Annotated in this window: 24 protein-coding genes and 1 riboswitch; of the genes, 12 read left to right on the top strand and 12 right to left on the bottom strand. The window is 59.7% G+C overall.

Annotated elements, in window-relative coordinates; all coding sequences use genetic code 11:
* Nucleotides 1-96: 96 nt before the first annotated feature.
* Nucleotides 97-714, top strand: coding sequence for a PAQR family membrane homeostasis protein TrhA (trhA, locus tag AB7M22_RS24820; protein ID WP_454188061.1), 618 nt, complete (start codon nucleotides 97-99; stop codon nucleotides 712-714).
* Nucleotides 715-825: 111 nt separating this feature from the next.
* On the opposite strand, the gene AB7M22_RS24815 is transcribed toward trhA, so the two are convergent.
* Nucleotides 826-1737 (bottom strand): LysR family transcriptional regulator, encoded by a 912-nt coding sequence (locus AB7M22_RS24815; protein WP_008007479.1) that lies wholly within the window; start codon nucleotides 1735-1737, stop codon nucleotides 826-828.
* Nucleotides 1738-1845: 108 nt separating this feature from the next.
* Here AB7M22_RS24815 and AB7M22_RS24810 point away from each other — a divergent pair, with 108 nt between their 5' ends.
* From AB7M22_RS24810 to AB7M22_RS24800, 3 genes are read left to right on the top strand one after another with little or no spacing between them, the layout of a single operon-like run.
* Entirely contained in the window at nucleotides 1846-3087 is a 1242-nt protein-coding gene (locus tag AB7M22_RS24810) for a D-amino acid dehydrogenase (protein ID WP_454188060.1), read from the top strand.
* 18 nt (nucleotides 3088-3105) lie between these two features.
* Nucleotides 3106-3456 (top strand): RidA family protein, encoded by a 351-nt coding sequence (locus tag AB7M22_RS24805; protein WP_008007483.1) that lies wholly within the window; start codon nucleotides 3106-3108, stop codon nucleotides 3454-3456.
* Between the two features lie 28 nt (nucleotides 3457-3484).
* Complete coding sequence (locus AB7M22_RS24800; RefSeq protein ID WP_007898005.1) at nucleotides 3485-4387, top strand: transporter substrate-binding domain-containing protein; 903 nt, start codon at nucleotides 3485-3487, stop codon at nucleotides 4385-4387.
* 121 nt (nucleotides 4388-4508) lie between these two features.
* Here AB7M22_RS24800 and AB7M22_RS24795 read toward each other — a convergent pair whose 3' ends face one another.
* Both AB7M22_RS24795 and AB7M22_RS24790 read right to left on the bottom strand, forming a co-directional pair.
* Nucleotides 4509-5228, bottom strand: coding sequence for a 16S rRNA (uracil(1498)-N(3))-methyltransferase (locus AB7M22_RS24795; RefSeq protein ID WP_454188059.1), 720 nt, complete (start codon nucleotides 5226-5228; stop codon nucleotides 4509-4511).
* A 138-nt stretch (nucleotides 5229-5366) separates the two neighbouring features.
* Nucleotides 5367-6773, bottom strand: coding sequence for an adenosylmethionine--8-amino-7-oxononanoate transaminase (locus AB7M22_RS24790; protein ID WP_454188058.1), 1407 nt, complete (start codon nucleotides 6771-6773; stop codon nucleotides 5367-5369).
* Between the two features lie 222 nt (nucleotides 6774-6995).
* Here AB7M22_RS24790 and AB7M22_RS24785 point away from each other — a divergent pair, with 222 nt between their 5' ends.
* Nucleotides 6996-8777, top strand: a complete 1782-nt coding sequence (locus AB7M22_RS24785; RefSeq protein WP_454188057.1) for a flavin monoamine oxidase family protein — start codon at nucleotides 6996-6998, stop codon at nucleotides 8775-8777.
* 82 nt (nucleotides 8778-8859) lie between these two features.
* On the opposite strand, the gene AB7M22_RS24780 is transcribed toward AB7M22_RS24785, so the two are convergent.
* On the bottom strand, nucleotides 8860-9789 hold the full coding sequence (locus AB7M22_RS24780) for a YncE family protein (protein WP_454188056.1): 930 nt from the start codon (nucleotides 9787-9789) through the stop codon (nucleotides 8860-8862).
* A gap of 284 nt (nucleotides 9790-10073) precedes the next feature.
* Between AB7M22_RS24780 and AB7M22_RS24775 the strand changes: the two genes are divergently transcribed.
* Together AB7M22_RS24775 and AB7M22_RS24770 are read left to right on the top strand one after the other, a co-directional pair.
* Entirely contained in the window at nucleotides 10074-10625 is a 552-nt protein-coding gene (locus tag AB7M22_RS24775) for a cytochrome b (protein WP_454188055.1), read from the top strand.
* 32 nt (nucleotides 10626-10657) lie between these two features.
* Nucleotides 10658-11251 (top strand): YceI family protein, encoded by a 594-nt coding sequence (locus AB7M22_RS24770; protein WP_454188054.1) that lies wholly within the window; start codon nucleotides 10658-10660, stop codon nucleotides 11249-11251.
* A gap of 249 nt (nucleotides 11252-11500) precedes the next feature.
* On the opposite strand, the gene AB7M22_RS24765 is transcribed toward AB7M22_RS24770, so the two are convergent.
* From AB7M22_RS24765 to ahcY, 4 genes are all read right to left on the bottom strand, one after another.
* On the bottom strand, nucleotides 11501-13366 hold the full coding sequence (locus tag AB7M22_RS24765; RefSeq protein WP_008007500.1) for a DEAD/DEAH box helicase: 1866 nt from the start codon (nucleotides 13364-13366) through the stop codon (nucleotides 11501-11503).
* 222 nt (nucleotides 13367-13588) lie between these two features.
* Entirely contained in the window at nucleotides 13589-14404 is an 816-nt protein-coding gene (locus AB7M22_RS24760) for a substrate-binding periplasmic protein (RefSeq protein ID WP_454188053.1), read from the bottom strand.
* A gap of 188 nt (nucleotides 14405-14592) precedes the next feature.
* Nucleotides 14593-15438 carry a methylenetetrahydrofolate reductase [NAD(P)H] gene (gene metF / locus AB7M22_RS24755; protein WP_008007506.1) on the bottom strand — a complete coding sequence of 282 codons (846 nt, stop codon included), beginning with the start codon at nucleotides 15436-15438 and terminating at the stop codon, nucleotides 14593-14595.
* Between the two features lie 192 nt (nucleotides 15439-15630).
* On the bottom strand, nucleotides 15631-17040 hold the full coding sequence (gene ahcY / locus AB7M22_RS24750) for an adenosylhomocysteinase (RefSeq protein ID WP_008007509.1): 1410 nt from the start codon (nucleotides 17038-17040) through the stop codon (nucleotides 15631-15633).
* Nucleotides 17041-17063: 23 nt separating this feature from the next.
* A riboswitch (S-adenosyl-L-homocysteine riboswitch) is annotated at nucleotides 17064-17162 on the bottom strand.
* A gap of 199 nt (nucleotides 17163-17361) precedes the next feature.
* Between ahcY and AB7M22_RS24745 the strand changes: the two genes are divergently transcribed.
* Both AB7M22_RS24745 and AB7M22_RS24740 read left to right on the top strand, forming a co-directional pair.
* Nucleotides 17362-17766, top strand: coding sequence for an acyl-CoA thioesterase (locus AB7M22_RS24745; RefSeq protein ID WP_454188052.1), 405 nt, complete (start codon nucleotides 17362-17364; stop codon nucleotides 17764-17766).
* Nucleotides 17767-17971: 205 nt separating this feature from the next.
* Nucleotides 17972-18859 carry a formate/nitrite transporter family protein gene (locus tag AB7M22_RS24740; RefSeq protein ID WP_454188051.1) on the top strand — a complete coding sequence of 296 codons (888 nt, stop codon included), beginning with the start codon at nucleotides 17972-17974 and terminating at the stop codon, nucleotides 18857-18859.
* Nucleotides 18860-19002: 143 nt separating this feature from the next.
* On the opposite strand, the gene AB7M22_RS24735 is transcribed toward AB7M22_RS24740, so the two are convergent.
* On the bottom strand, nucleotides 19003-20172 hold the full coding sequence (locus AB7M22_RS24735; protein WP_447795014.1) for an MFS transporter: 1170 nt from the start codon (nucleotides 20170-20172) through the stop codon (nucleotides 19003-19005).
* Between the two features lie 289 nt (nucleotides 20173-20461).
* On the opposite strand from AB7M22_RS24735, the gene AB7M22_RS24730 reads away from it, so the two are divergent.
* A complete protein-coding gene (locus tag AB7M22_RS24730; protein WP_008010329.1) occupies nucleotides 20462-21295 on the top strand; it encodes an EamA family transporter in 834 nt (277 codons plus the stop codon).
* A gap of 50 nt (nucleotides 21296-21345) precedes the next feature.
* Nucleotides 21346-21732, top strand: coding sequence for an MAPEG family protein (locus tag AB7M22_RS24725; RefSeq protein WP_454188050.1), 387 nt, complete (start codon nucleotides 21346-21348; stop codon nucleotides 21730-21732).
* 114 nt (nucleotides 21733-21846) lie between these two features.
* Here AB7M22_RS24725 and mltA read toward each other — a convergent pair whose 3' ends face one another.
* Complete coding sequence (mltA, locus tag AB7M22_RS24720; RefSeq protein ID WP_008074838.1) at nucleotides 21847-23019, bottom strand: murein transglycosylase A; 1173 nt, start codon at nucleotides 23017-23019, stop codon at nucleotides 21847-21849.
* Between the two features lie 128 nt (nucleotides 23020-23147).
* Here mltA and AB7M22_RS24715 point away from each other — a divergent pair, with 128 nt between their 5' ends.
* A complete protein-coding gene (locus tag AB7M22_RS24715) occupies nucleotides 23148-23597 on the top strand; it encodes a c-type cytochrome (protein WP_454188049.1) in 450 nt (149 codons plus the stop codon).
* Between the two features lie 65 nt (nucleotides 23598-23662).
* Here the strand turns inward: AB7M22_RS24715 and AB7M22_RS24710 are convergent, their stop codons facing one another.
* The gene (locus AB7M22_RS24710; RefSeq protein ID WP_007894925.1) at nucleotides 23663-24058 is read right to left on the bottom strand and encodes a DUF1090 domain-containing protein; all 396 of its coding nucleotides are present in this window, start codon (nucleotides 24056-24058) and stop codon (nucleotides 23663-23665) included.
* A gap of 90 nt (nucleotides 24059-24148) precedes the next feature.
* Entirely contained in the window at nucleotides 24149-25828 is a 1680-nt protein-coding gene (gene ligB / locus AB7M22_RS24705) for an NAD-dependent DNA ligase LigB (protein WP_454188048.1), read from the bottom strand.
* Nucleotides 25829-25890: the final 62 nt, after the last annotated feature.

Genomic DNA, 25890 nt, shown 5'->3' with positions numbered 1-25890 from the left:
GAGGGCGCCTAGAATCAAGATCAAAAGATCGCAGCCTCGTTTCACTCGACAGCTCCTACGGGGCTTTGTGTTAATGAATTTTGAGGTGAGCAATACATGTATCACGGGGAAAGATTGAACGCCTGGACGCATTTGGTCGGGGCGGTGGCGGCGTTTGTCGGGGGCGTGTGGTTGCTGGTGATTGCCAGTATGGATGGCAGTCCGTGGAAGATCGTCAGCGTGGCGATTTACGCGTTCACCTTGCTGGTGCTCTACAGCGCCTCGACCGTGTACCACAGCGTGCGCGGGCGCAAGAAAGCGATCATGCAGAAGGTCGATCACTTTTCGATCTACCTGCTGATTGCCGGCAGTTACACGCCATTCTGTTTGGTGACCCTGCGCGGGCCGTGGGGCTGGACGTTGTTCGGAATTGTCTGGGGGCTGGCGCTGATCGGTATCCTGCAAGAGATCAAACCGCGCTCGGAAGCACGGATTCTGTCGATCGTGATTTACGCGGTGATGGGTTGGATCGTGCTGGTGGCGGTCAAACCGTTACTGGCGGCGTTGGGCCCTGTCGGTTTTACCTGGTTGGCGTCGGGCGGGGTGTTGTACACCGTGGGGATTATCTTTTTTGCCCTCGATCATCGTCTGCGCCATGCCCACGGGATCTGGCATTTGTTTGTGATTGCCGGGAGTCTGCTGCACTTCGTGGCGATTATGTTTTACGTCTTGTAGACCGCACTGCAGCAATTTGCAAAACCTGTAGGAGCGAGGCTTGCCCGCGAAGAACGATGACGCGGTGTACCTGATATACCGCGGGGCCTTGTTCGCGGGCAAGCCTCGCTCCTACAAGGGACACAGGTGATCCAGTTGCGCCTGCGCCCGTCGGCTGAACACCTGCAACAAGTCGCTCAAGGTGTGCGGCGGCGGTTCATCGGCGCGGGTCACTGCGTACAGGGTGATCGGCAGCGCCGGCGCGAGGGGGCGAATTGCCGTGGTGGCGGGGGACGCGCCGAGCGCGGTGAACGGGTCGATCACCGCCAACCCGGCACCGGATTCAACCATTGCTCGCGCCAGTGAGTAGGTCTGCACCGCGATGCGTACCTTTGGCGGCGGATTGACCGCTTCAAGGTAGCTGTCGAGTCTGGCGGCCAGCGGGTCGGCGCTGGACAAGCCAATCAGCGGCGCACCGGCCAGTTCGATCAACGGCAACGGTTTACCGTGAGTGTCGTCGGCCCAAAATCCTTTCGGCGCCAGCGCCACCAGCATCCCACAGGCCAGGGCCTGCGCCTTCAGGCCCGGATGATCGGGCAGTTGCAGCGTCAGAGCGACATCCACTTCGCGCATCAGCAGGTTCTGCATCAACTCGCGGCTGTGGGCGCTGGACAGTTCGCAGGCGATTTGCGGGTAGCGTTGCGTCCATTCGTTGATCGCCGGCGGCAGCAGCGACAAGGCCAGCGCCGGGATCGCGCCGATCCGTACACTGTGGCCCGGCTCGCGGCGCAGGCTCTGGGCCAGACGTCGCACGCCTTGCAGGCTTTCGGTGACCTTGTCGACCTCGCGCTCAAGCTCCAGGGCTTCGGGCGTCGGCTGCAATTTACCGCGCACCCGCAGGAACAACGCAAAGCCCAGTTGCTGTTCGGCGTGTTGCAGCACTTTGCTCACCGCCGGCTGCGACACGTGCAGCAACTGAGCGGCGCCACTGACCGAACCGGTCTGGCGAATGGCCTGGAAAATCTCGATGTGTCGTAGTCGCATGGCAAGCCCATAACCTTTGTTTATGGCTCAGGCATCTTTATGCATTGTTCAACGTCTGTCACCTGGTCCTAAGCTGAGGGCACGTTTCAACAACGCTTAAGGACTGACATGGCTCAGCGGGTTTGCATCATCGGTGGCGGCGTCATCGGGCTGACAACGGCTTACGCACTGGTTCGCGACGGCATCGACGTGACGCTGATCGAGGCCCGGGATTCGTTTGCCAGCGAGACCAGTTTCGCCAACGGCGGCCAGTTGTCCTACCGCTACGTCGCGCCACTGGCCGATGCCGGCGTACCGTTGCAGGCGCTGGGGTGGATGTTGCGCGGTGACTCGCCTTTGAAACTGCGCCCGCGTCTGGACCCGGCCCAATGGCGCTGGATGGCGTCCTTTCTGGCGGCCTGTCGGCGTTCGGTGAATCAGCGCAACGGCGCGCATCTGCTGCGCCTGGCGCTGCTGAGCCAAGCCACGCTGCAAGGCTGGCGCGACGAAGACCGCCTCGACGGTTTCGACTGGCGGCGCAACGGCAAACTGGTGACGTTTCGTGAAGCCGCGAGTTTCGAGCATGCGCGCCAAGGGCTGGCTGATCCGCGACAGCAGCAGGTGTTGTCCCGGGCCGAGTGCGCACAGCTGGAGCCGGCGCTTGCCGATGCGCCGTTTGTGGGCGCGATCTACACGCCCGATGAAGAAGTCGCCGATTGCCATGCTTTCTGCTTGCAACTGGTGGCCCGGCTCAAGGCGTCGGGGCGTTGCGAGTTTTTGCCGGGCCGCACGGTCACCGGCATTCGCCACGGGGACGGCGCGGTGCAGGCCGTTGAAATGGGCGCTCAGGTATTGCCGGTTGAGCAGTTGGTGATCGCTGCCGGGCATCGCAGTCCAGCGCTGGCCTTGCCGGGCATGAACCTGCCGCTGTATCCGCTCAAGGGTTACAGCCTGACCATGCCGATCCGCGCCGAACACCGCGCGCCAGAGCTGAGCATCACCGATTACAACCGCAAGATCGTTTACGCCCGCATCGGTGCACAACTGCGGGTGGCGGCGATGGTCGACATTGTCGGTTTCGACCCGGCACTCGATCCCAAGCGTCTGGCGCTGATCAAACGCCAGGCGCAGGAAACCTTGCCCAATGCCGGCGATTATGACGCCGCCATCGAATGGGCCGGCATGCGCCCGGCCACTCCTAGCGGCGTGCCGTTGATTGGCGCCACGGCGTACCGCAACCTCTGGCTCAACCTCGGCCATGGCGCCCTGGGTTTCACTTTGGCCTGCGGTAGCGCTCGGTTGCTGAGTGAGCTGATTGCCCGGCGCACACCCTCGATTGAAATGCAGGGCCTCGCCCCCCGCGTCGCCTGACTTGAAAAGGAAAAACCGATGAGCATCAAGCGTATCAACAGCAACAGCCGACTCTCTGGCGCGGTGACCTTTGGCGATCTGGTGTTTCTCTCGGGACAGGTTCCGGGTGACAGCACCGACGTCACCGGCCAAACCGCCGAAGTGCTGGCGAAGATCGATGCGTTGCTGGCCGAGGCTGGCAGCGACAAGGATCATCTGCTCAACGCGACCATTTACCTGAACGACATTGGCCGCGATTTCGCCGCCATGAACGAGGTCTGGTCACAATGGCTGTCGCCGGACAAGGCACCGACCCGCACCACGTTGCAGGCGCAACTGGCCCGTCCAGAGGTCCTGGTGGAAATCACCGTGATCGCCGCCCGCCGTTAATTCGATCTACCCACAACGGAGAATAACAATGCAAAAAATCACGTTGATCGGCTGCACCCTCGGCCTGCTGCTCGCCAGTCAGGTCCAGGCTAACGAAGCGCCGCTGACCGGCACGCTGAACAAGGTCGCCAATGCCAAGAGCATCACGCTGGGTTATCGCGATGCGTCGGTGCCGTTCTCTTACGTGGGTGACCACACGGGGCAGCCGATGGGCTATTCGGTGGACTTGGCGAGCAAGATTGTCGAGCGCATCAAGCAAAAACTCGAACTGCCGGATCTGCAGGTGAAGTACAACCTGGTGACCTCGCAAACACGCATCCCGCTGGTGCAAAACGGCACGGTCGACCTTGAATGCGGCTCTACTGGCGTGACTGCCGAGCGCATGCAACAAGTGGCGTTTTCCTATGGGTTCATCTACGTGAAGGGGCAATTGCTCACCGCGAAGGACAGTGGCATCAAGAGCTTCGCCGACCTGCGTGGCAAGAACGTTGTGACCACCGCCGGCACCACCAATGAGCGGTTTCTGAAGAGCTACAACGTCGATCACAAGATCGATATGTTTGTGATCAGCGCCAAGGACCACGGCGAAGCATTCCAGATGCTGCAGTCGGGGCGGGCGGCGGCGTTCTACATGGACGATGCGCTGCTCTACGGTGAACGGGCCAAGGCTCGCGATCCGCATAAGTGGGTCGTGGTGGGCGAGGAGCAATCGCGGGAAATCTACAGCTGCATGGTGCGCAAGGGCGATCCGCAATTTCTCGAGTTGGTGAATTCGACGCTCGCCGATTTGTATAGCTCAGGGGAAATCAACGGCATCTACAACCGCTGGTTCCAGCAGCCGATTCCGCCTAAAGGGTTGAACCTTGAGTTTCCGATGACCAGCGAGTTGAAAGCGATCATTGCGAAACCGGTGAGTGATCCGGTGCAGTAGCTCCTGAAAGATCGTTCCCACGCTCTGCGTGGGGCCTCTACGGACGCTCCGCGTTCGGCTTTTGATGGGACGCGGAGCGTCCCGGGCTGCATTCCCACGCAGAGCGTGGGAACGATCAAACCTAAAAGTCCCCCCACAACTGCTGAGCTACTGCCAACGCCACCACCGGTGCGGTTTCGGTGCGCAACACGCGAGGGCCGAGGCGGGCGGCGTGAAAGCCAGCAGCCTTGGCCTGCTCGACTTCAGCGTCGGACAACCCGCCTTCCGGGCCGATCAGAAACGCCAGTGTCGCCGGTTTCGCATGGCTCACCAGCGGCTCGGCCACCGGGTGCAGCACCAACTTCAATTCGGCCTGCGTCTGCTTCAGCCAATCAGCCAACAACAGCGGTGGATGAATCACCGGCACCCGTGAACGCCCGCATTGCTCGCAAGCGCTGATCGCCACCTGACGCCAATGCATCAGGCGTTTGTCGGCGCGCTCGTCCTTGAGGCGGACTTCGCAACGGTCGGTGAAGATCGGGGTGATTTCGCTGACGCCCAGTTCGGTGGCTTTCTGAATCGCCCAGTCCATCCGCTCGCCACGGGACAAGCCCTGGCCGAGATGGACCGCAAGCGACGACTCGACCTGCCCGGCGAAGCTTTCATCGATGTTCACCACGACGCGCTTCTTGCCGACTTCCGCCAACGTGCCGCGAAACTCATGGCCCGAACCGTCGAACAATTGCACCGCATCACCCTCGGCCATGCGCAGCACGCGGCTGATGTAATGGGCCTGGGCCTCGGGAAGCTCGTGTTCGCCGGTGCTCAAGGGGGCGTCGATAAAGAAGCGGGACAGTCTCATCAATGGTCTCTGTAATTCGTCTGAACTGATCGTTCCCACGCTCTGCGTGGGAATGCCTCACCGGACGCTCCGCGTCCGCTTTTGGGACGCAGAGCGTCCCCGGCTGCATTCCCACGCAGAGCGTGGGAATGAGAGAAACTAGCCCGGATCACGGTAACCCGGATGAAAGTCCTTCGGCACTGCCACGCTGATGCTGTCACGGGTAGCGATGTCGATGCCTTCACTGGCCACCTCGGCCAGAAAATCGATCTGCTCCGGAGTAATCACGTACGGCGGCAGGAAATACACCACGCTGCCCAACGGCCGCAGTAAAGCACCCCGCTCCAGCGCATGCTGGAACACCCTCAGACCACGACGTTCCTGCCACGGATAAGCTTCCTTGGTGGCCTTGTCCTTGACCATCTCGATGGCCAGCACCATGCCGGTCTGGCGCACTTCGGCAACGTTCGGGTGATCGGCCAGGTGCGCGGTGGAGGAGGCCATGCGTTGAGCCAGGGCCTTGTTGTTCTCGATGACGTTGTCTTCTTCGAAGATATCCAGCGTCGCCAATGCCGCCGCGCACGCCAGCGGATTGCCGGTGTAGCTGTGGGAGTGCAGGAAGGCGCGCAGGGTCGGGTAATCGTCGTAGAAGGCGCTGTAGACCTCATCGGTGGTCAGCACCGCCGCCAACGGCAGGTAACCACCGGTCAGGGCCTTGGACAGGCAGAGGAAATCCGGACGGATGCCGGCCTGTTCGCAGGCGAACATCGTTCCGGTACGACCGAAGCCAACGGCGATTTCATCATGAATCAAATGCACGCCATAACGATCACAGGCGTCGCGCAGCAACTTCAGGTACACCGGGTGATACATGCGCATGCCGCCGGCGCCCTGAATCAGCGGCTCCAGAATCACGGCGGCCACGGTGTCGTGATTTTCGGCCAGGGTCTGCTCCATGGCGGCGAACATGTTGCGCGAATGTTCTTCCCAGCTCATGCCCTCGGGGCGCAGGTAGCAATCGGGGCTCGGCACCTTGATGGTGTCCATCAGCAGGGCCTTGTAGGTTTCGGTGAACAGCGGCACGTCGCCCACCGCCATCGCCGCCATGGTCTCGCCGTGGTAGCCATTGGTCAGGGTGACGAATCGCTTTTTGTTCGGCTGGCCGCGGTTGAGCCAGTAGTGAAAGCTCATTTTCAGTGCGACTTCGATGCACGACGAACCGTTATCGGCATAGAAGCACCGGGTCAGGCCTTCCGGCGTCATCTTCACCAGACGCTCCGACAGTTCAATCACCGGCTGATGGCTGAAACCGGCGAGGATCACGTGTTCCAGCTGATCGACCTGATCCTTGATGCGCTGGTTGATCCGCGGGTTGGCGTGGCCGAACACGTTGACCCACCAGGAGCTGACAGCGTCGAGGTAGCGTTTGCCTTCGAAGTCTTCCAGCCAGACGCCTTCGCCGCGCTTGATCGGGATCAGCGGCAGCTGTTCGTGGTCTTTCATCTGGGTGCAGGGATGCCACAACACCGCGAGATCGCGTTGCATCCACTGATTATTCAGGCCCATGTTCAGTCTCCTCGAGGCGGCTCGCTTGGTGCGCGGGCAAACAATCGCGCAAGCCTATGCAATGCGCGTCATCGGGACAACCCATTGTGTCGATTGAGCTACTTTGTATAAGGAGATAGACGTCGCTGGCGGCGTTTTGATGGCTGACGTATTCTTCGCGGTTCTTTGAGTCGTCTGGCTCGTAAAACCGCTATTTCCTCGTGTATTTCCGGAGTTCGCTGAATGTCTGCTGGTTGGCTGCGCGCCTGTGCGCTGGTGATGTTGGGGCTGTTCAGCGTTTCGGCGCTGGCCAAGGATAAAACGGCGATCGTGGTCGGCGGCGGGCTTTCGGGCCTCACCGCGGCGTACGAACTGCAGAACAAAGGCTGGCAGGTCACCCTGCTGGAAGCCAAGCCGACGTTGGGCGGCCGCTCCGGCATGGCCACCAGTGAGTGGATCGGCAACGACAAGACCCAACCGGTACTGAACAAGTACGTCTCGACGTTCAAGCTGACCACCACGCCAGCCCCTGAATTCGTGCGGACTCCGAGCTACCTGATCGACGGTGAATATTTCACCGCCGCCGATCTGGCGACTAAACAGCCGGCCACCGCCGAGGCGCTGAAACGCTACGAAAAGACCCTGGATGATCTGGCGCGTTCAATCGAAGACCCGCAGAACCCGGCCGCCAACAGCACGCTGTTCGCCCTGGACCAGATTAACGTGTCCAACTGGCTCGATCGCTTGAATCTGCCAGCCACCGCGCGTCAGTTGGTGAATCAGCAGATTCGTACCCGTTATGACGAACCTTCGCGCCTGTCGCTGCTGTACTTCGCACAACAGAGCCGCGTCTACCGTGGCGTTGCCGACCGTGACCTGCGCGCCTCGCGTCTGCCTGGCGGCAGCCCGGTGCTGGCCCAGGCCTTCGTCAAACAACTGAAAACCATCAAGACCAGCTCGCCGGTTTCGTCCATTACTCAGGACAAGGACGGCGTGACCGTGAAGGTCGGCAGTGTTGGCTATCAGGCGGACTATGTTGTGCTGGCCGTGCCGTTGCGTGCACTGAACAAGATCCAGATGACCCCGGCGCTGGATGCCCAGCACATGGGCGCCATCAAAGGCACCAACTACGGCTGGCGTGACCAGATCATGCTGAAGTTCAAGACGCCGGTGTGGGAAAGCAAGGCGCGCATGTCCGGCGAGATCTACAGCAACACCGGCTTGGGCATGTTGTGGGTCGAGCCGGCCCTGAAAGGCGGCGCCAACGTGGTGATCAACCTGTCCGGCGACAACGCGCGCGTGATGCAGGCCTTCGGCGACAAGCAGATGGTCGATCAGGTACTGATTCGTCTGCACGCCTTTTATCCACAGGCACGCGGTTCATTCACCGGTTATGAAATTCGTCGCTATAGCACCGACCCGTCGATGGGTGGCGCTTACCTGGCCTTCGGCCCGGGCCAGATCAGCAAGTACTGGCGTCTGTGGGAGCGTCCACTGCAACGTGTAGCCTTTGCCGGCGAACACACCGATACCTTGTACCCAGGCACTCTGGAAGGCGCGTTGCGCACCGGTCAGCGTGCAGCCAGTCAGGTAGAAGACCTGGCGGCGGGCAAATCGTTTGAACCGGCGAAAGTTGTTCCGGCGGCGACCGCAGCAGCGGCTGGTGCAGTGGCGGCGAAGAAAGGTAACTTCTTCACCAACCTGTTCGGCGGTTCTGACGACAAACCGGAACCGGCCAAGGCGCCAGCACCCGTGGCACCGGTTGCTCCGGCACCCGCCCCAGCACCTGCGCCGACTCCAGCGCCAGCGCCAGCACCGGTTGAGGCGCCGAAGCCTGCGGCACCGGTGAAAGCAGAGCCTGCCAAGAAAGCACCGGCCAAAGCGCCAGTGAAAAAGCCTGCTGCCAAAACCGAGGCCAAAAAAGCTCCGGTCAAGGCGACGGCGAAAAAGACTGAGCCGGCGAAGAAACCAGCGGTCAGTGCCGCTGCGAAGACCCCGGCGACGACTGAAACCAAGACGCAGTAAGTCCTGGAATCAAAAAAAGCGCGGCAGTGATGCCGCGCTTTTTTTATGTCTTGCGTATGTCGCTGCTGATTTTGCTGTGACCCTAAGCTAGATCGACACTATGGACTTCGTCGCTTTGGTAGTCGCTGACATAGGCATGGTTATGTTGATCAAGAACCATGTCATACGGTTCGGAAGCACCAGGGATGGGCACCCGGCGAACGATTTCATACGTGGCGGTATTAATTTCCACGACCTCTTTTTTGATTTGATCAACGGCATAAGCGTTTTTTTCGCCGAACACAATTTTCCCTTCGCAAGTCACAAAATCGAAATGCCTGGCGGTCGATAACTTAGGGTCCAGTACGGTCAGTTTTTGAGCGTCCAGACACACGATATACACTTCTTTGTCGTCGGGACTGACGGTAACTGCTGACGGATACTTTTCGGTTTTGATGATATCGAGGACTTTGAAAGTCTTGCTGCTGATGATCGTTAGTGCGTCCTGATAAGGGCCATCAGGAGAGTTTGTACTGGAAATATAAAGACGCGAATCGTCCTGGCTGATATCCACACTTATGGAGGGAGAGGGTAATCCTCTCACTCTGCTCACCGCATAAGTGCGGGTATCAATAATTGCCAGCCACTCTTTGTTTTGTCGAACGGTGACGTAAACATGCTTGCCGTCTCGGCTTACGACGATTCCCCGAGGATATTTTCCCACTGTGACGTTACCCACCGCATAGGTTTCAGTATCAATGACCGAAACCGAACTTGATCCGTAGTTGGTCACATAAGCTCTTTTCCCTCCATGGGCAAGGACGATGTTCTGGGGGTAATGCTCGACGGCGATGGTGTGGATTACCTTTCTGTTCCGGGTGTTGATCACTGACACATTGCCTGAAATGTAATTGCAAACAAAAACCCGTGATCCATCGTTGTTGATGGCTATCCCTCGCGGCCCTGCCCCTACGGGTATCGAATTGGATAGGTTTCCCGTAATCGCGGGGGATGAACTCGAATGGTGACTCATGGTAGAACTCCTGTTCAGACGCTCGGGCTAACGCCCGAGATCAGGTTCATCAATGACCTGTGATGGTGGCTACTGTCAGATATGACAGTTCTGACGAGTGGTAAAGGCTTTTTGGAAGCGAGCATGGGACAGCGTCTGTAGGTTTTTTCTTCTGGTTAACACTCTCTTAATATCTCGACCCCAAGGTCTTGATCGTATTTTTCGATATTTCAGAGCGAAATTTTCCGCTTTAAATCGATAGATAACTCGATAGTCTTGGGCGCAGTTCTTACAGGATTTGGGCAATGCAGCTACGTAACTCTTCTTCCCGCTACGGTTGGATCAGCATCTTCGTGCACTGGGGTGTGGCGCTCGCGGTCTTCGGCCTGTTCGCCTTAGGGCTGTGGATGGTTGGTCTCGACTACTACAGTTCCTGGCGCAAAGATGCGCCGGATCTGCACAAGAGCATTGGCCTGGTGTTGTTCGCAGTCATGTTGCTACGGGTGTTGTGGCGCTTCATCAGCCCACCTCCACCGCCCCTGCAAAGTTATAGCCGCATGACACGTCTTGGCGCCGTGTTCGGCCATGCCTTCCTCTATCTCGGGCTGTTCGCTGTAATGATTGCCGGTTACCTGATTTCCACCGCAGACGGTGTCGGGATCCCGGTGTTTGGCCTGTTTGAAGTTCCTGCACTGATTTCCGGACTACCGGACCAGGCAGACACCGCTGGTGTTATTCATTTGTACCTGGCCTGGGCGCTGGTAATTTTTTCCGGCCTCCATGCGTTGGCAGCATTGAAACACCACTTTATCGATCGTGATGCGACCCTGACGCGAATGTTGGGACGCAAAGCCTGATGTTCAACCTCGACTCCAAAGGAATAGAAAGCATGTTGAAAAAGACGCTCGCCGCTCTGGCAATCGGTTCTGCTCTGTTGTCGGCTAACGTGATGGCGGCCGATTATGTTGTCGACAAAGAAGGCCAGCACGCCTTCGTTGATTTCAAGATCAGCCACCTGGGTTACAGCTACATCACCGGTACCTTCAAGGACATCGACGGCAAGTTCAGCTTCGACGCCGCCAAGCCTGAAGACAGCAAGATCGAGTTCAATGTGCGCACCGCCAGCGTGTTCACTAACCACGCCGAACGCGACAAGCACATCTCCAGCGGTGACTTCCTGAACGTGGGCAAATTCGCCGACGCCAAGTTCGTTTCCACCAGCGTCAAATCCACCGGCAAAAACGCCGCTGGCAAAGACACTGCCGACGTAGCCGGTAACCTGACTTTGCTGGGTGTGACCAAGCCAATCGTGGTCAAAGCCACCTTCCTGGGTGAAGGCAAGGATCCATGGGGCGGCTACCGTGCCGGCTTCGAAGGCACCACCAGCATCAAGCGTTCCGATTTCGGCAAGCAGAAAGACCTGGGCCCACAGTCTGACGCGGTCGAGCTGTACATTACGTTTGAAGGTGTGAAGGCGAAGTGAATTTCGCTGCTTGAACAAAAGCGCCCCTGATCTCGCGATCCGGGGCGTTTTTTTGTTTCTGATGGATTAGGGGCGATCGACACATAACCCTGTAGGAGCCAGGCTTGCCGGCGAAGGGGGCGACTCGGGTTTTGCGGTGTAGCGGATGACGCTTTCGCGGGCAAGCCTCGCACCTACAAGTTTTTTGTTGAGGCATAAAAAATGCCCCGGATCTTGCGATCCGGGGCATTTTTCATGGCTTTGAAAAACTCAGCGATTGCGGGTCAGCAAGGCTGGTTTTTCGCCGCGCGGACGGCCTGGGAGTTGATCAAGCTGCTCAGGTGTCGGGAAGCGATCGCTTTTCGACTCCTTGTGAATGATCTTCGGTGCCGGGCCGCGCGGGTTCTGCACGGCCGGTTCCGAACGAGGCTGCTCGTCACGGGCCGGGCGGCGGTTGCGGGACTCCTCGCGACGGGCCTGGCCGTCACGTGGAGCACCGTTGCGTGGGCCGCTGCGCTTGGCCGGTGGGGTGCCGGTGGTTGCGCCGCTGCTGCTGCGCGGACCGTTTTGGCGACCTTGTGGCTGGCCGGTACGCGGAGCACCTGCGCCTGCGCCTTGTGCCGGAGCGCCCGGACGGCGACCACGGCCCTGAGCCGGTTTGGCTTGAGGCACGTAGTCGACGCGGTTACCGAAGTTATCGACATCGTCGTCCAGGAACTCGTCCGGAGCACGGTCAGCGGCGGCGCGAGGTGCCGGACGCTGTTGCTCACGCGCCGGAGTGCCTTCGCGAGGCTTGTGTTCACGGGCCGGACGATCGCCACGGCCAGTGGCAGCAGGTTTCTCCTTGCCGCCCTTGTCCTTGCCTTTGTCCTTACGACCGCCACCACCACCGCTGCCGTTCGGACCGTCGCCGCGCGGGCCACGTGGGTTGCGCGGGTTACGCACATCCGGACGCTCGCGAACTTCAGGTTTCTCGGCTTCCACAGCGCTGGAGTCGAAGCCCATCAGGTTGCCGTCGGCAATCTTCTGCTTGGTCATGCGCTCGATGCTTTTCAGCAGCTTTTCTTCATCCGGAGCAACCAGCGAGATCGCCTCGCCCGAACGACCGGCACGGCCAGTACGGCCGATACGGTGCACGTAATCTTCGTCGACGTTTGGCAGTTCGAAGTTGACCACGTGAGGCAACTGATCGATGTCCAGGCCGCGAGCGGCGATGTCGGTGGCGACCAGGATGCGCACTTCACCAGCCTTGAAGTCGGCCAGGGCTTTGGTGCGGGCGTTCTGGCTCTTGTTGCCGTGGATGGCGACGGCGGTGAGGCCGTGTTTGTCCAGGTACTCGGCCAGGCGGTTGGCGCCGTGCTTGGTGCGGGTGAACACCAGTACCTGTTCCCAGGCGCCGGCGGTGATCAGGTGCGCCAGCAACGAACGCTTGTGGCTGGCGGCCAGGCGGAATACGCGTTGTTCGATCCGCTCGACCGTGGTGTTCGGCGGCGTGACTTCGATGCGTTCCGGGTTGTGCAGCAGCTTGCCGGCGAGGTCGGTGATGTCTTTGGAGAACGTCGCCGAGAACAGCAGGTTCTGGCGCTTGCTCGGCAGACGGGCGAGGACCTTTTTCACGTCATGGACAAAGCCCATGTCGAGCATGCGGTCGGCTTCGTCCAGCACGAGGATTTCCACGTGGGACAGATCGACGCTGCCTTGGCCGGCCAGGTCGAGCAGGCGACCGGGGCAGGCCACCAGCACGTCGACACCGCGGGACATGGCCTGAACCTGAGGGTTCATGCCGACGCCGCCGAAGATGCAGGCGCTGACGAACTTCAGGTCACGGGCATAGACCTTGAAGCTCTCGTGCACCTGGGCCGCGAGTTCGCGGGTTGGGGTCAGGACCAGTACGCGCGGTTGGCGCGGGCCGTGACGCTGGGATTTGTCCGGGTGACCGTTGGGAAACAACCGTTCCAGAATCGGAAGGGCGAAGCCGCCGGTTTTACCAGTACCTGTCTGTGCCGCAACCATCAGGTCGCGACCTTGCAACACGGCGGGAATGGCCCGCTGTTGCACCGGAGTAGGCTCGGTATAGCCCGCTGCCTCGATGGCGCGGACTAAAGCCTCGGAGAGACCGAGGGAAGCAAAGGACATGAGTAATCCTGTTTTAGTTAGGGCTTGGCCCAATGGGAGTCTTGCCTGGCGCGAATCGCGTTTAAGAGGACGCAATCCCGTCCGGTCCTGCTGGGCCTTGAAGGCTCGTCTGGAGCGCTCGCGCGGGCTGAAAAGCTGCGCTGTAGCGGGATCGAGATGCCTTGAACAAGTCCGAGCGTCCGGGCGTGAGCCTGGCGGGAAGGCCGGAGTATAACAGAGCAATCACTGCGCGCCGCTTTCCTGCTGCTCAACGGTTTTTCCGCCGGTTGTGGTGGCGCTGGCAGCTCGTGCTTCGATGGCCGGGCCGGCACCATAGCGGGCGCTCAGTTCGGCGTAGGCCGGCTCGCGCTTGAAGCGTTTGAGCTCGGCACCGAAACGCTGCACCAACAAATCCATCCCGGCATTGCGGCGTACCGCCAGAAACTGGCTTTGCTGGCTGATGATGATCGGGTTCTCGGTGATCTTGTCGCGGATATTCAGTTGATCGAGCAAATGCTGGCCGACCCGGCGATCGGTGATCAGCAGGTCGATGCGGCCGCGCACCAGTTTGCCGAAGTTGGCTTCATGGGTGGGTGCCGGCTCTTGGGTGAACAGCGTCGATTCGCTGAAGTCCTTGCTGTACAGGTAGCCCGGCGAGGTGCCGATGGTCAGGCCTTTCAGATCGTCCAGGGTGCGAAATGGAAAGGGCCGTTCGTTGGCGTAGAACATCACGAACTCGACTTGTGAGAGTGGTTCGCTGGGGTAGAGCAGGGTCGCATCACGTTCATCGCTGTGGAAAATATCCAGCGCGCCATCCGCCTGGCCTTGCTCAAGCATCGACAGACAGCGTTTCCATGGCAAGAACTGCCATTCGACGTCGATCCCGAGGCGTTTGAAGACAATGGCCGTGGTTTCGTAGTCCAGGCCCAGCGATTTGCCGTTTTCCTCGTACACGTAAGGTGCCCAGGGTTCGGTGACAATACGCAACTTCTCGCCCCGGGCGGTGAGGCTCAGGCAAGTGAACAGAAGCACGGTCAGTAACTGAGCGATCAGGGGCATGGATTGAGATTACGACGAGAAATCATAAAGAGCCAGAAACCGGATCCAGAAGCTCTATCTCAGGATATGGCTGCACAATAAAGGGGCGCCGCAAAGCAAAAGATCGCAGCCTTCGGCAGCTTCCACAGGCGCGTAGAAGCTGCCGAAGGCTGCGATCTTTTGATCTTGCCTTTGCTTTTGCTTTGTTTTTAACGCGGCAACTTCAGGTTATTCCACACCGCCAGGCTCGGCTCAGCCTGGTTCAGCGTGTAGAAATGCAGCCCTGGCGCGCCACCCTGCAGCAGGCGTTCGCACATCTCGGTGATGACTTGCTCACCAAAGCCTTGAATGCTCTGGGTGTCGTCGCCGTAGGCTTCCAGTTGCTTGCGGATCCAGCGCGGGATTTCCGCACCGCAAGCGTCGGAAAAGCGCGCCAGCTTGCTGTAGTTGGTGATCGGCATGATCCCCGGCACGATCGGGATGTTCACGCCCTTCGCCCGTACACGCTCGACGAAGTAGAAATAACTGTCCGCGTTGAAGAAGTACTGGGTGATCGCACTGTTGGCGCCGGCGTTAGCCTTGCGCACGAAGTTGTTGAGATCGTCTTCAAAATTGCGCGCTTGCGGATGCATTTCCGGGTAAGCGGCGACTTCGATGTGGAAATGATCACCGGTTTCTTCACGAATGAATTCAACCAGGTCATTGGCGTGACGCATCTCGCCGCTGGCCATGCCCATGCCCGAGGGCAGGTCACCGCGAAGCGCAACGATACGCTTGATGCCGGCTGCCTTGTACTGGCTCAGCAGGCCGCGCAGGTCGTCCTTGCTGTCGCCCACGCAAGACAGATGCGGTGCGGCAGGGACTTTGACTTCGCTTTCAAGCTGCAACACGGTGTTGAGGGTGCGATCACGGGTCGAACCGCCAGCGCCGTAGGTGCAGGAGAAGAAGTCGGGATTGTAGGTCGCCAGATGACGGGCAGTGGCGATCAGTTTTTCATGCCCAGCATCGGTCTTCGTAGGGAAGAACTCGAAGCTGTAGCGACGGTCTTGGGACATGGGAATACCCTTGAAAACGCGTAAGCCTTGATGACTTGCACATCCCAATGAGGGAGCGGGCTTTTGTGGGAGCCGGGCTTGCCCGCGATGGCATCACCTCGGTGTCACTGAAACACCGAGGCGCCTGCATCGCAGGCAAGCCAGCTCCCACAAAAAGCCCGCTCCCACAAGGGAGAGCAGGCAGCGGGTCAATCAGTAGCGGTAAGCGTGCGGCTTGAACGGGCCTTCGACGGTCACGCCGATGTAGTCAGCCTGAGTCTTGGTCAGTTGAGTGACCACGCCACCGAAACCGCGGACCATTTCCAGGGCCACTTCTTCGTCGAGTTTCTTCGGCAGTACTTCAACGGTCAGGCGCTCGGCTTTCTGGGCTGGTGACAGGTCGGCGTACTTCTGGCCGAACAGGAAGATCTGTGCCAGAACCTGGTTGGCGAACGAACCGTCCATGATGCGGCTTGGGTGGCCTGTGGCGTTGCCCAGGTTAACCAGACGGCCTTCGGCCAGCAGGATCAGGTAGTCGTCGTTCTGAGCGTCGAAAGCGCCAGGACCGGTGCGGTGAACCTTGTGAACCTGTGGCTTCACTTCTTCCCATGCCCAGTTCTTGCGCATGAAAGCGGTGTCGATTTCGTTGTCGAAGTGACCGATGTTGCAGACCACAGCGCGCTTCTTCAGGGCTTTGAGCATGTTTGCGTCGCAAACATTAACGTTGCCGGTGGTGGTCACGATCAGGTCGATCTTGCCCAGCAGCGCTTTGTCGATGCTTGCTTCGGTACCGTTGTTGATACCGTCGATGAACGGCGAAACCAGCTCGAAACCGTCCATGCAGGCTTGCATGGCGCAGATCGGGTCGACTTCGGAGACTTTAACGATCATGCCTTCCTGACGCAGGGACTGGGCCGAGCCCTTGCCCACGTCACCGTAACCGATGACCAGCGCTTGCTTGCCGGACAGCAGGTGGTCGGTACCGCGCTTGATCGCGTCGTTCAGGCTGTGACGGCAACCGTACTTGTTGTCGTTCTTGCTCTTGGTCACCGAGTCGTTGACGTTGATGGCCGGGATTTTCAGCTCGCCCTTGGCCAGCATGTCCAGCAGGCGGTGAACGCCGGTGGTGGTTTCTTCGGTGACGCCGTGGACGCGGTCCAGGATCGCCGGGTATTTCTTGTGCAGCAGCTCGGTCAGGTCGCCGCCGTCGTCGAGGATCATGTTGGCATCCCAAGGCGCGCCATCTTTGAGGATGGTTTGCTCCAGGCACCACTCGTACTCTTCTTCAGTCTCGCCTTTCCAGGCGAAAACCGGGATGCCGGCAGCAGCGATAGCGGCAGCGGCCTGGTCTTGAGTCGAGAAAATGTTGCAGGACGACCAACGCACTTCGGCACCCAGGGCAACCAGGGTTTCGATCAGCACGGCAGTCTGAATGGTCATGTGGATGCAGCCGAGAATCTTCGCGCCTTTGAGCGGCTGCTCGGCGGAGTATTTGCGGCGCAGGCCCATCAGGGCTGGCATTTCGGATTCAGCGATGATGGTTTCGCGACGGCCCCAGGCAGCCAGGGACATGTCGGCGACTTTGTAATCGTTAAAATCTACAGGCGTGATAACAGCGCTCATGATGAGCCTCCATTCGTAATGTATGCGAATGGGCGCCGTTGTGCGTTTAGTGTCTGGCCGTGGCCAGTCAACGCCCCATCCGAGCCTGACAGGTCGAACCTGCTGCAGCGCCCCTCGGACAGGTGGCGGGAAAACGGTAGCAAGTGAACATTACCGTTTTGAAACGGGGGCGATTATAGCGGGCTATGCTGATCTTCCAAAGCCTTTCTGCAAGGTCAATGTCCGAACGGTAATCGAGGCCATAGTCGATGCTTGATAGAGCTCTAATCCGGGCTCTGCCATGATGGCCAGCATCAATCGGCAAGACGGTCAGGAGTGAGCATGAATTTCCACACCCGCAAATGGGTAAAACCCGAAGACCTCAACCCCAACGGCACGCTGTTCGGCGGCAGTCTGTTGCGCTGGATCGACGAAGAAGCGGCGATCTACGCCATCGTCCAGCTGGGTAATCAGCGCGTGGTCACCAAGTACATTTCCGAAATCAACTTTGTCAGCGCCTCGCGCCAGGGCGACATCATCGAGCTGGGCATCACCGCCACCGAGTTCGGTCGCACCTCGATCACGCTGACCTGCGAAGTGCGCAACAAGATCACCCGCAAGAGCATCCTGACAGTAGAGAAGATGGTTTTCGTGAACCTGGGCGAAGACGGCCTGCCTTCGCCGCACGGCCGGACCGAGATCAGGTATGTCAAAGACCAGTTCAAGGATGATGACATCGGCGGGTGAAGTTGGCGGTGTGGCCTTCGCGAGCAAGCCCACTCCCACATTTGATCCTCAGTGAACATAGACTTTGTGCACGACAGATATCCAGTGTGGGAGCGGGCTTGCTCGCGAAAGCGGTCTATCGGTCAGAGATGATTTAACGGATCACTGAACAGCTCCGAACCCCGCGTGTCGTAATTAAACGACCCGCCACCGGTTCAGGAGCTTTATGGACACGCCCAAAGACGGCAAGACCCCGGACCTCTCGGCAAAAGAACAGCGCGAGGTCGACAAGAACCAGCCACCGCGCGCGGCGGTGCTGCACGAAATCATTCGCACCCAAGGTGATAAGGAACTCGAGCGCAGCGTTGCGGCGCTGTGGTGGTCGGCCCTGGCTGCGGGCTTGACCATGGGCTTGTCGCTGATGGGCATGGGGCTGCTCAACTCGCGTCTGCCGGACGGCGAAGGCTTCAAGGTGATTGCCAGTTTCGGTTACTGCGCAGGTTTTCTCGCGGTGATTCTGGCCCGTCAGCAGCTATTTACCGAGAACACCCTGACTGCCGTGCTGCCGATCATGAGCAAGCCTACGCTGGGTAATTTCGGTCGGCTGTTGCGGCTGTGGTCGGTAGTGCTGGTGGGCAACCTCTGCGGCACCTTGCTGGTGGCGTATGTGATGCTGCACTTGCCGATTTTCGACACCAAGACCGATCTGGCCTTCCTCGACATCGGGCGCAAGGTCATGGAGAACGACGCCAGCAAAATGTTCGCCAAAGGCATCATCTCCGGCTGGATGATCGCCACCATGGTCTGGATGATCCCGTCCATGGAAAGCGCCAAGATGTGGATCATCATCCTCATCACCTATTTCATGGCGCTGGGAGATTTCACTCACATCGTGGTCGGATCGGTCGAGGTCTCGTATCTGGTGTTTGCCGGCGAGTTGCCCTGGAAGGATTTCTGGCTGGTATTCGCAGGACCCACGCTGGTGGGGAACATCATCGGCGGCAGTTTTATCTTCGCGCTGATCAGTCACGCGCAGATTCGCAGTGAAAGCGGACCGCCGAAGACATCTGCGGAGCGGGACCAGGAAACCGAACCGCAGAAGATCAAAAAATGAAGGGTAAACGTACCTGATGCCAGTCAGTTCAAGGTGCGAAACCTGTGGGAGCGGGCTTGCTCGCGAAGGCGGTGTGTCAGGCGACATCAATCTTGACTGTGCCGCCGCCTTCGCGAGCAAGCCCGCTCCCACATGGATTGCGCTTAGCCGGACACATTGACCGTGACAGCACTGCGACGCTGCAGGTAGATGAAAAACAACGCCGTCAGCACCGTCAACCCGCTGACCAGTGCGCCGGTCCATGGCAGATCCGCCAGGTCCGCGCCACTGGCCACCACCAGCCCGCCAATCCATGCCCCGGCTGCGTTACCGAGATTGAATGCACTTTGATTCAACGTCGATCCGAGGTTCGGCGCTTCATGAGCCTGATCGATGATCAGCAATTGCAGAATCGGGCACAGCGCAAACGCGAAGATGCCCCACAACACCAGCGTGATCGCCGCCGGGATTACTGAGTGACTGGTCTGGCTAAAAGCAGCCAGCACGACGACCACCGCCAGCGCCATGCCCACCAGAGAAGGCAGCAAACGACTGTCCGCCAATCGGCCGCCAAGCATGCTGCCCGCCGTCAAGCCTACCCCGAACAACAGCAGCATGATGGTCACGCCATGCGGGCTGACACCGGTGATGTCTTGCAGGATCGGCGCGATATAGGTGAACACGCTGAACAGACTGGTGGACGCCAGCACGCTCATGCCCAGCGCCAGCAGCACGTTGACCTTGCCCAGCACTTTGAACTCGCTGGCCAGGTTGGCCTTGTCCATGGGGATTTCCTTGGGCAGCCAAACCCACTGCGCAATAGCCGCAATCACGCCGATTACCGACACCGCCCAGAAGGTCGAGCGCCAGCCGGCGTATTGCCCCAGCGCGGTGCCCAATGGAACGCCCAGCACGTTGGCCAGCGTCAGACCGGTGAACATCATGGCAATCGCCTGGGCTCGTTTGTTCGGTGCCACCAAACCGGCGGCGACCACCGAGCCGATGCCGAAAAACGCGCCGTGGCACAGCGCGGTGATCACCCGCGCGGCCATCAAAGTGGCGTAGTTCGGCGCCAGGGCACAGAGGATATTGCCGAGAATGAACATCAGCGTCATGCCCAGCAAAGTGGCTTTGCGCGGCATGTTGGCGGTACCGACCGCGAGGATCGGCGCGCCGAACACCACGCCCAGGGCGTAACCCGTGATGAGCAGCCCCGCGTGAGGAATGCTCACGGCCAGGTCGCGGGCGACATCCGGCAGCAAGCCCATGATGACGAATTCGGTGGTGCCGATGCCGAAGGCGGCAACGGCCAGTGCAAGCAAGGCGAGTGGCATGCGCAAGGTCTCTGTCGGTAGTCTTGACGCTTTGATCAGGCATGCGCAGGCCGACGACCGTTCTCGGTGAGAGCGGGCAGAGGCAGCAATTATTGGAATTAGTGTGTGCGCAACTGAGTGCGGCGTGGTCGCTTGCAGTATAAACAGCTGCGGACATATGGCGAATCAATTCTCTGCCCGTGATGTTGGAGCTGCCGAAGGCTGCGATCTTTTGATTTTGGATGATCAGAAAATCGCAGCCTTCGGCAGCTCCCGCGGGGGAGGATGGGGGCAAAATAAGGAGTGTGTCGTGCTTGCGACGGTTCTGGTGTTGGTGGCGGCGCTGTTGCACGCGGCGTGGAATACCCTGATCAAATTCAGTGCAGAGCGGCTGTTGGTGGTGGCCTGCATGGACAGCGTTGCGCTGCTGTTTGTCGCCCTGATGCTGCCCTTCGTGGCGCTGCCGCCACTGGAGATGTGGCCGTGGATTCTCGCGTCAGCGGCATTTGAGTTGCTCTATCGCTACCTGTTGATCCAGGCCTATCGGGTCGGCGATCTCGGGCTGGTCTATCCGTTGATGCGTGGACTGTCGCCGCTGGTGGTGCTGGCGCTGACGCTGATCTTCGCCGGGGAAGTGCTGACAGCACAGCAGATCTTCGGGATTTTGCTGATCCCGTTCGGCATGTTGTGCCTGCTCTGGCAAGGCGGTGGCGGGGTGCGTCTGCCGTGGTCGATGCTGCCGGTGGTGGCACTGATCGGGTTGTGCATCGGTTGCTACACCTTCATCGATGGCCAGGCCTTGCGGCGCTGGTCCCATCCGCTGGACTACCTGGTGTGGGTCACATTGCTCAGTGCCTGGCCATTCCCGTTGCTGGCGCTGGTGCGCAAACGCCCGGCGTTCATGCTGTTCTGGCGGGAACAGTGGCGGTTGGGATTGGCGGTCGGGTTTTGCGTACTGTTCAGCTACGCTCTGGTGCTTTGGGCCATGCAGCTCGGTTCGATTGCCGAAGCGGCGGCGTTACGCGAAATCAGTGTGATCCTGGTCGTGCTGTTCGGTATGCGCTACCTGAAAGAACCTTTCGGCAGGCCCCGGCTCTTGGCCTGTGGGCTGGTGCTGATCGGCATGTTGGTGATGAAGTTTTAGTCGCCGCTGATGGAATTCGATTTTCTATAACTTGAAGAAGGGACTGCGTTATGACGGTTGCTCTGTGGTGCATTTTGATTGCGATCTGCTTGCCATATCTATGCACAGGCGTCGCCAAGTTCAGCGGCGGCAAGTTCGGGCTGAAACAGAATCACGACCCGCGGGCGTTTCTGGATTCGCTTGAAGGGGTGGCCAGGCGTGCGCATTCGGCGCAGTTGAACAGCTTCGAAGTGACACCGGCGTTTGCTGCAGCGGTAATCGTCGCGCACCTGGCCGGTAATGCCGATCTGGTGACGATCAATGTGCTGGCGGTGTTGTTTATCACCAGTCGGCTGCTGTACATCATTTGCTATCTGGCGGACTGGGCAATTCTGCGGTCGTTGGTGTGGGCCATTGGAGTGGGGTTGATCGTCAGTTTCTTTGTTGTGTCTGTTTAAAGAAGATCAAAAGATCGCAGCCTTCGGCAGCTCCTACATTGGTCGCGTGCGCCGCAATATCGCGGATGAACATCGATCCCTGTAGGAGCTGGCGAAGCCTGCGATCTTTTGCTTTTAAAGTGTGTCAGCCACCTGCGGCACTTGCGGCAACGCCGCCCCTTTAGGCCAAAGCATCCAGATCTGTCCCTGCTGTTTCATGTCGCCGGCCAGTTGCCCGGCCGCATCCCCGGTGCCCCAGAACAGGTCCGCGCGGACCTCGCCGGCAATCGCGCCGCCAGTATCTTGCGCGGCCACCGGACGTACCAGTGCGCTGCCGTCCGGGCGTGTGGTCGATAGCCACAGCAGACTGCCGAGCGGAATCACTTTGCGGTCCACCGCCGCGCTATAACCTGCGGTCAGCGGTACATTCAGCGAACCGCGCGGCCCTTCATTGCTGTCGGGGTTGCGGGTGAAGAACACGTAGCTGGGGTTGCTGCCGAGCAGTTCGGGAATGCGCGCAGGATTTGCCTTGGCCCAGGTGCTGATAGCGCCCATGGTCACGTCTTCTTTCTTCAGCTCACCCTGGTCCACCAGCCAGCGGCCGATGGGGCGATAGGGGTGGCCGTTCTGATCGGCATAACCGATGCGCAATTGACGACCGTCATCAAGCTGGATGCGACCCGAACCCTGGATTTGCAGGAACTGCAGGTTCATCGGGTCGGTCAGCCAGGCAATCACCGGCGCCTTCACACCGTTGGTTTCAATGGTTGCCGCGTCGTCGTACGGCTTGAGCACGCGACCTTCGAGTCTTCCCCGCAGGCGCTTGCCTTTGAGTTCCGGATAGATACTGTCCAGCGAGACGATGATCATGTCCTCGGGCACACCGTACACCGGGATGTTGGCTTCCTCGGTCTGGGTCAGGCTGCCGGGGTACACCGGTTCGTAGTAACCGGTAATCAGGCCGTTGGGGTTGTCATTGGCGGCACGCAGGCCATAGACGTCCAGATTCTGTTTGAGGAAACCGCGGATGTCCTTGGCGGTTGGCTGCACATTGGCGGAAGCCGCACAGGTGCCGCCCCAGACCGGGTCGGCCTTGAGTCGGGTGCAGGCGCTGCGCCACGAGCCGAAGCCGGCGACGAGGTCGTTGTCGGACACTGCCGGAAGCGCTTCCCAGGTGGCGCTGGAGTAGGTCGCCAGTGCGTGGGTTTTCGGTTTGCTGCTGTCGCCGCCGGTGCAACCTGCCAGCACGGCCACCATCGGAAGGGTCCAGGCCAGATTGTGACGCCATGCCTTGAAACGGCTGTTCATGGAGTAATTCCTTTGTCGGTTGCCTGAGTGCTCCATGCGCTCAAACAACCCGTATTGATAATAGGGCTATTGGTCTTTGCCGGTGACGCGAGGATACTGGCCGCCGTTTCCAGTGACCCGAAGCCACCATGACTCTTAAAAGACTTTCTGTTGTATTGCTGGCCTGCCTGACCTTGTCCGCCTGCGGTGGTGTCGACCCGAACTCGCCACTGGGTCAGCGCAAGGCGATCTTCAAGCAGATGCTCAAGACCGGCGAAGACCTGGGCGGTATGTTGCGTGGGCGTATTCCGTTCGATGGCCCGAAATTCGCCGACGGCGCCGTGAAACTTGATGCCTTGTCCCATGAGCCGTGGAAACATTTCCCGCAGGTGCGCGAAGAGGATCACACCAGCGCCAAGGATGATGTCTGGCAGAAGCAGGCACGCTTCCAGGAAATGGCCCGCATCCTTGAAGACGCCACCGGTGAACTGGTGATTGCCAGCAAGGTTCAGCCCTACAAGGTCAGCAATCTGGGGCCGGCGGTACAGAAGGTCGAAGATGCCTGCAGTGCGTGCCATAAAGAGTTTCGGGATCATTGATTGCAGAAAAGATTGCAGGGCAGGAGCTGCCAAAGGCTGCGATCTTTTGATCTTGAAAGATCTTTTTACTTATCCAGCTCATCCAGCGCTTCCTGCAACTCTTTGCGCGATTGAGCCAGTTTGTCTTTGCGCTTGTTGATCTTCTCGGCGTCGCCTTTTTTCATCGCCTTCTCGAGGTCGGCCTGACGCGTGCTGACTTCGTGCTTGGCGTCGAGCACCTTGTTTTCCCGTTCCTTCTTCAAGGAGGCGTCGGTGCAATGGGCAGTCACTTCGTTCAGGGCGGTTTCCAGGCCCGCCTGTTGATCGGCGTTGCCGCGGGACTTGGCCAGTTCAATCTGGTTGATGATGCCCTGTTTTTTAGCTGCGCAGCCGGTCAGCCCCGGGGCGTCTTCGTCAGCCATCAATGGAGCGGCCATCACGCTGCACAGGGTCAACACGGCGAGCGGTGAAAGAAGTTTCATAAAAGCTCCAGGTGAAAAATTCGATATAGCGATGGGCTGTTTGAGCGCATCGGCACCTTTGGGTTCCCGGTTCTCAGGCAGGGCTGGCGTCTAGAAACCGTCAATCCCGGCAACACGTAATGTCTCACTCAAGGCCAGGACCTGCGGGTCGCGGAAAAATGCGCTCAATTGCGCTGCACGCCCCGGGCCGATGCCGGCTTCGGCCTGCCATTGTTCGGTGTTTCGTTGCGCCAGCGCCTGCCATGAGTCGGCAAGGCGTGCCTGGCCGGTCGGCGGCAAGCCCAGGGCTTTGAGCCAGCGAGCGAATGGGCGTTGCCGGGCGCTGTTGAAACTGTTCAAAAGACGAGCACTGCTGCGCTCACCGAAGCCGTCAATGTTAGCAAGCTCTTGCCCATCGAGGGTCATCCAATCGAGCAGGTTGTCGAGGCGTTCGGCCTTGAGCAGTTTTTCCCAGGTGCCTGGCCCGACATGAGGCAATGCCAGCCCCTGTTTACCACTGAGCCAGGCCAGGCGCGCGAGGAATTGGCTTTCGCATCCTGGTGTTGGTTGCCAGCAGCTTAAAGAATGAAAGTCTGTTGCCAGCGGTACATTCAGTTCCGGGCGTTTGGTGCTGCGCAATACGACACCATCGAGCCTGGGGATAGTCAGCCCCGCCAGGCTGATGGCGACCTGATCGCCGGGCCGGATGTCCAGCGCTTCCCAGCGTTGCAGGGAGCTGGCGCTCACGTGCTTGATCTGACGGTCATCAAGCATCACCGGTACCAGATCCAGCACCGGTGTGATCCGGCCGGTCCGTCCAATCTTGAAGTGGACCTTGCGCACTTCGGCCAGCGCCTGGGCAAAAGGGTATTTCCAGGCGACGCTCCAGTAAGGCGCTTTTGCCTGCCAGCGCTCGGCCGGTGGGCGCTGGCTCTGGCGCAACACGATCCCATCGCTGGCAAAGGGCAGGGGGGAGCGATACCAGTGATCGCGCCAGTGTTTGGCATCGGCAAATGCCTTGATCGGCTGACTGTAGGGCGCTGTGCTCGGGAACCCCAATTCATCCAGAGCCGCCACCCGGGCCGGCAGGTTTTTCGGGCCTTGTGGCCAGTCCCAGACAAACAACCCGATACCGGCGGCTTGCTCGATGCTCAGCGCCTTGCGCGCCATCAACCCGGCCACCGTGGCCCGGGCATTGAGGCTGCCAGCCTGAGCTTGCACGTGTTCGGTCAGACGCCAATAGAGTTCGCCTTGCAGCAACAAATCCAGCGGCTGCGAAAGCTTTTGAGGGATGGCGGCGATCTGGCGCGCCGAGGCAGTCCAGTCCTGGCCGTTTACCCCGTCTCCCCGACTGATCGCCCGGTGCAACCAACCGTTGCGATAGATCAACGTCACCGCAACGCCGTCGACCTTGGGCTGAATCCAGACGTCCCCGCGATCTTTTAGCCAGGCTTCGACGGCGTGCTCATCGCGCAGTTTTTCCAGACCGGTGTGGGCGATGGGGTGAGCGGCCGTGCCGCCAGCCGTACGCAATGGTTCGGTGGAGGGGCCTGAATCAAAACATTCGCGCAATTCGCTCAGTCGTGCGCGGGACTGATCGTAGAGTTCATCGGCGATCAGCGACTGGCCTTCACGATGGTAGCTGTCGTCCCAGCGATCGATTTGCAGTTGCAGAGTGGTGATTTCTTCCTGCGCGCGGGCCGGTGGCCAGTCGGGGCATTCGGCGGCATGGGTGGTCTGGCAGGCGAAGGTCAGCAGGAAAGCGAAAAACAGGCGCAGGTTGGGGAGCATCGAGAGCGTCCTTGCTCAGTGGGATGCTTTCAAGGCTAGTCAGTTTTCGGGTGTGGGTTGCA

This window comes from Pseudomonas sp. ADAK2 TE3594 (assembly GCF_053628675.1).
Note: the sequence above shows the minus strand (reverse complement) of the source record. Positions and strands in the feature narration are given on the sequence as shown.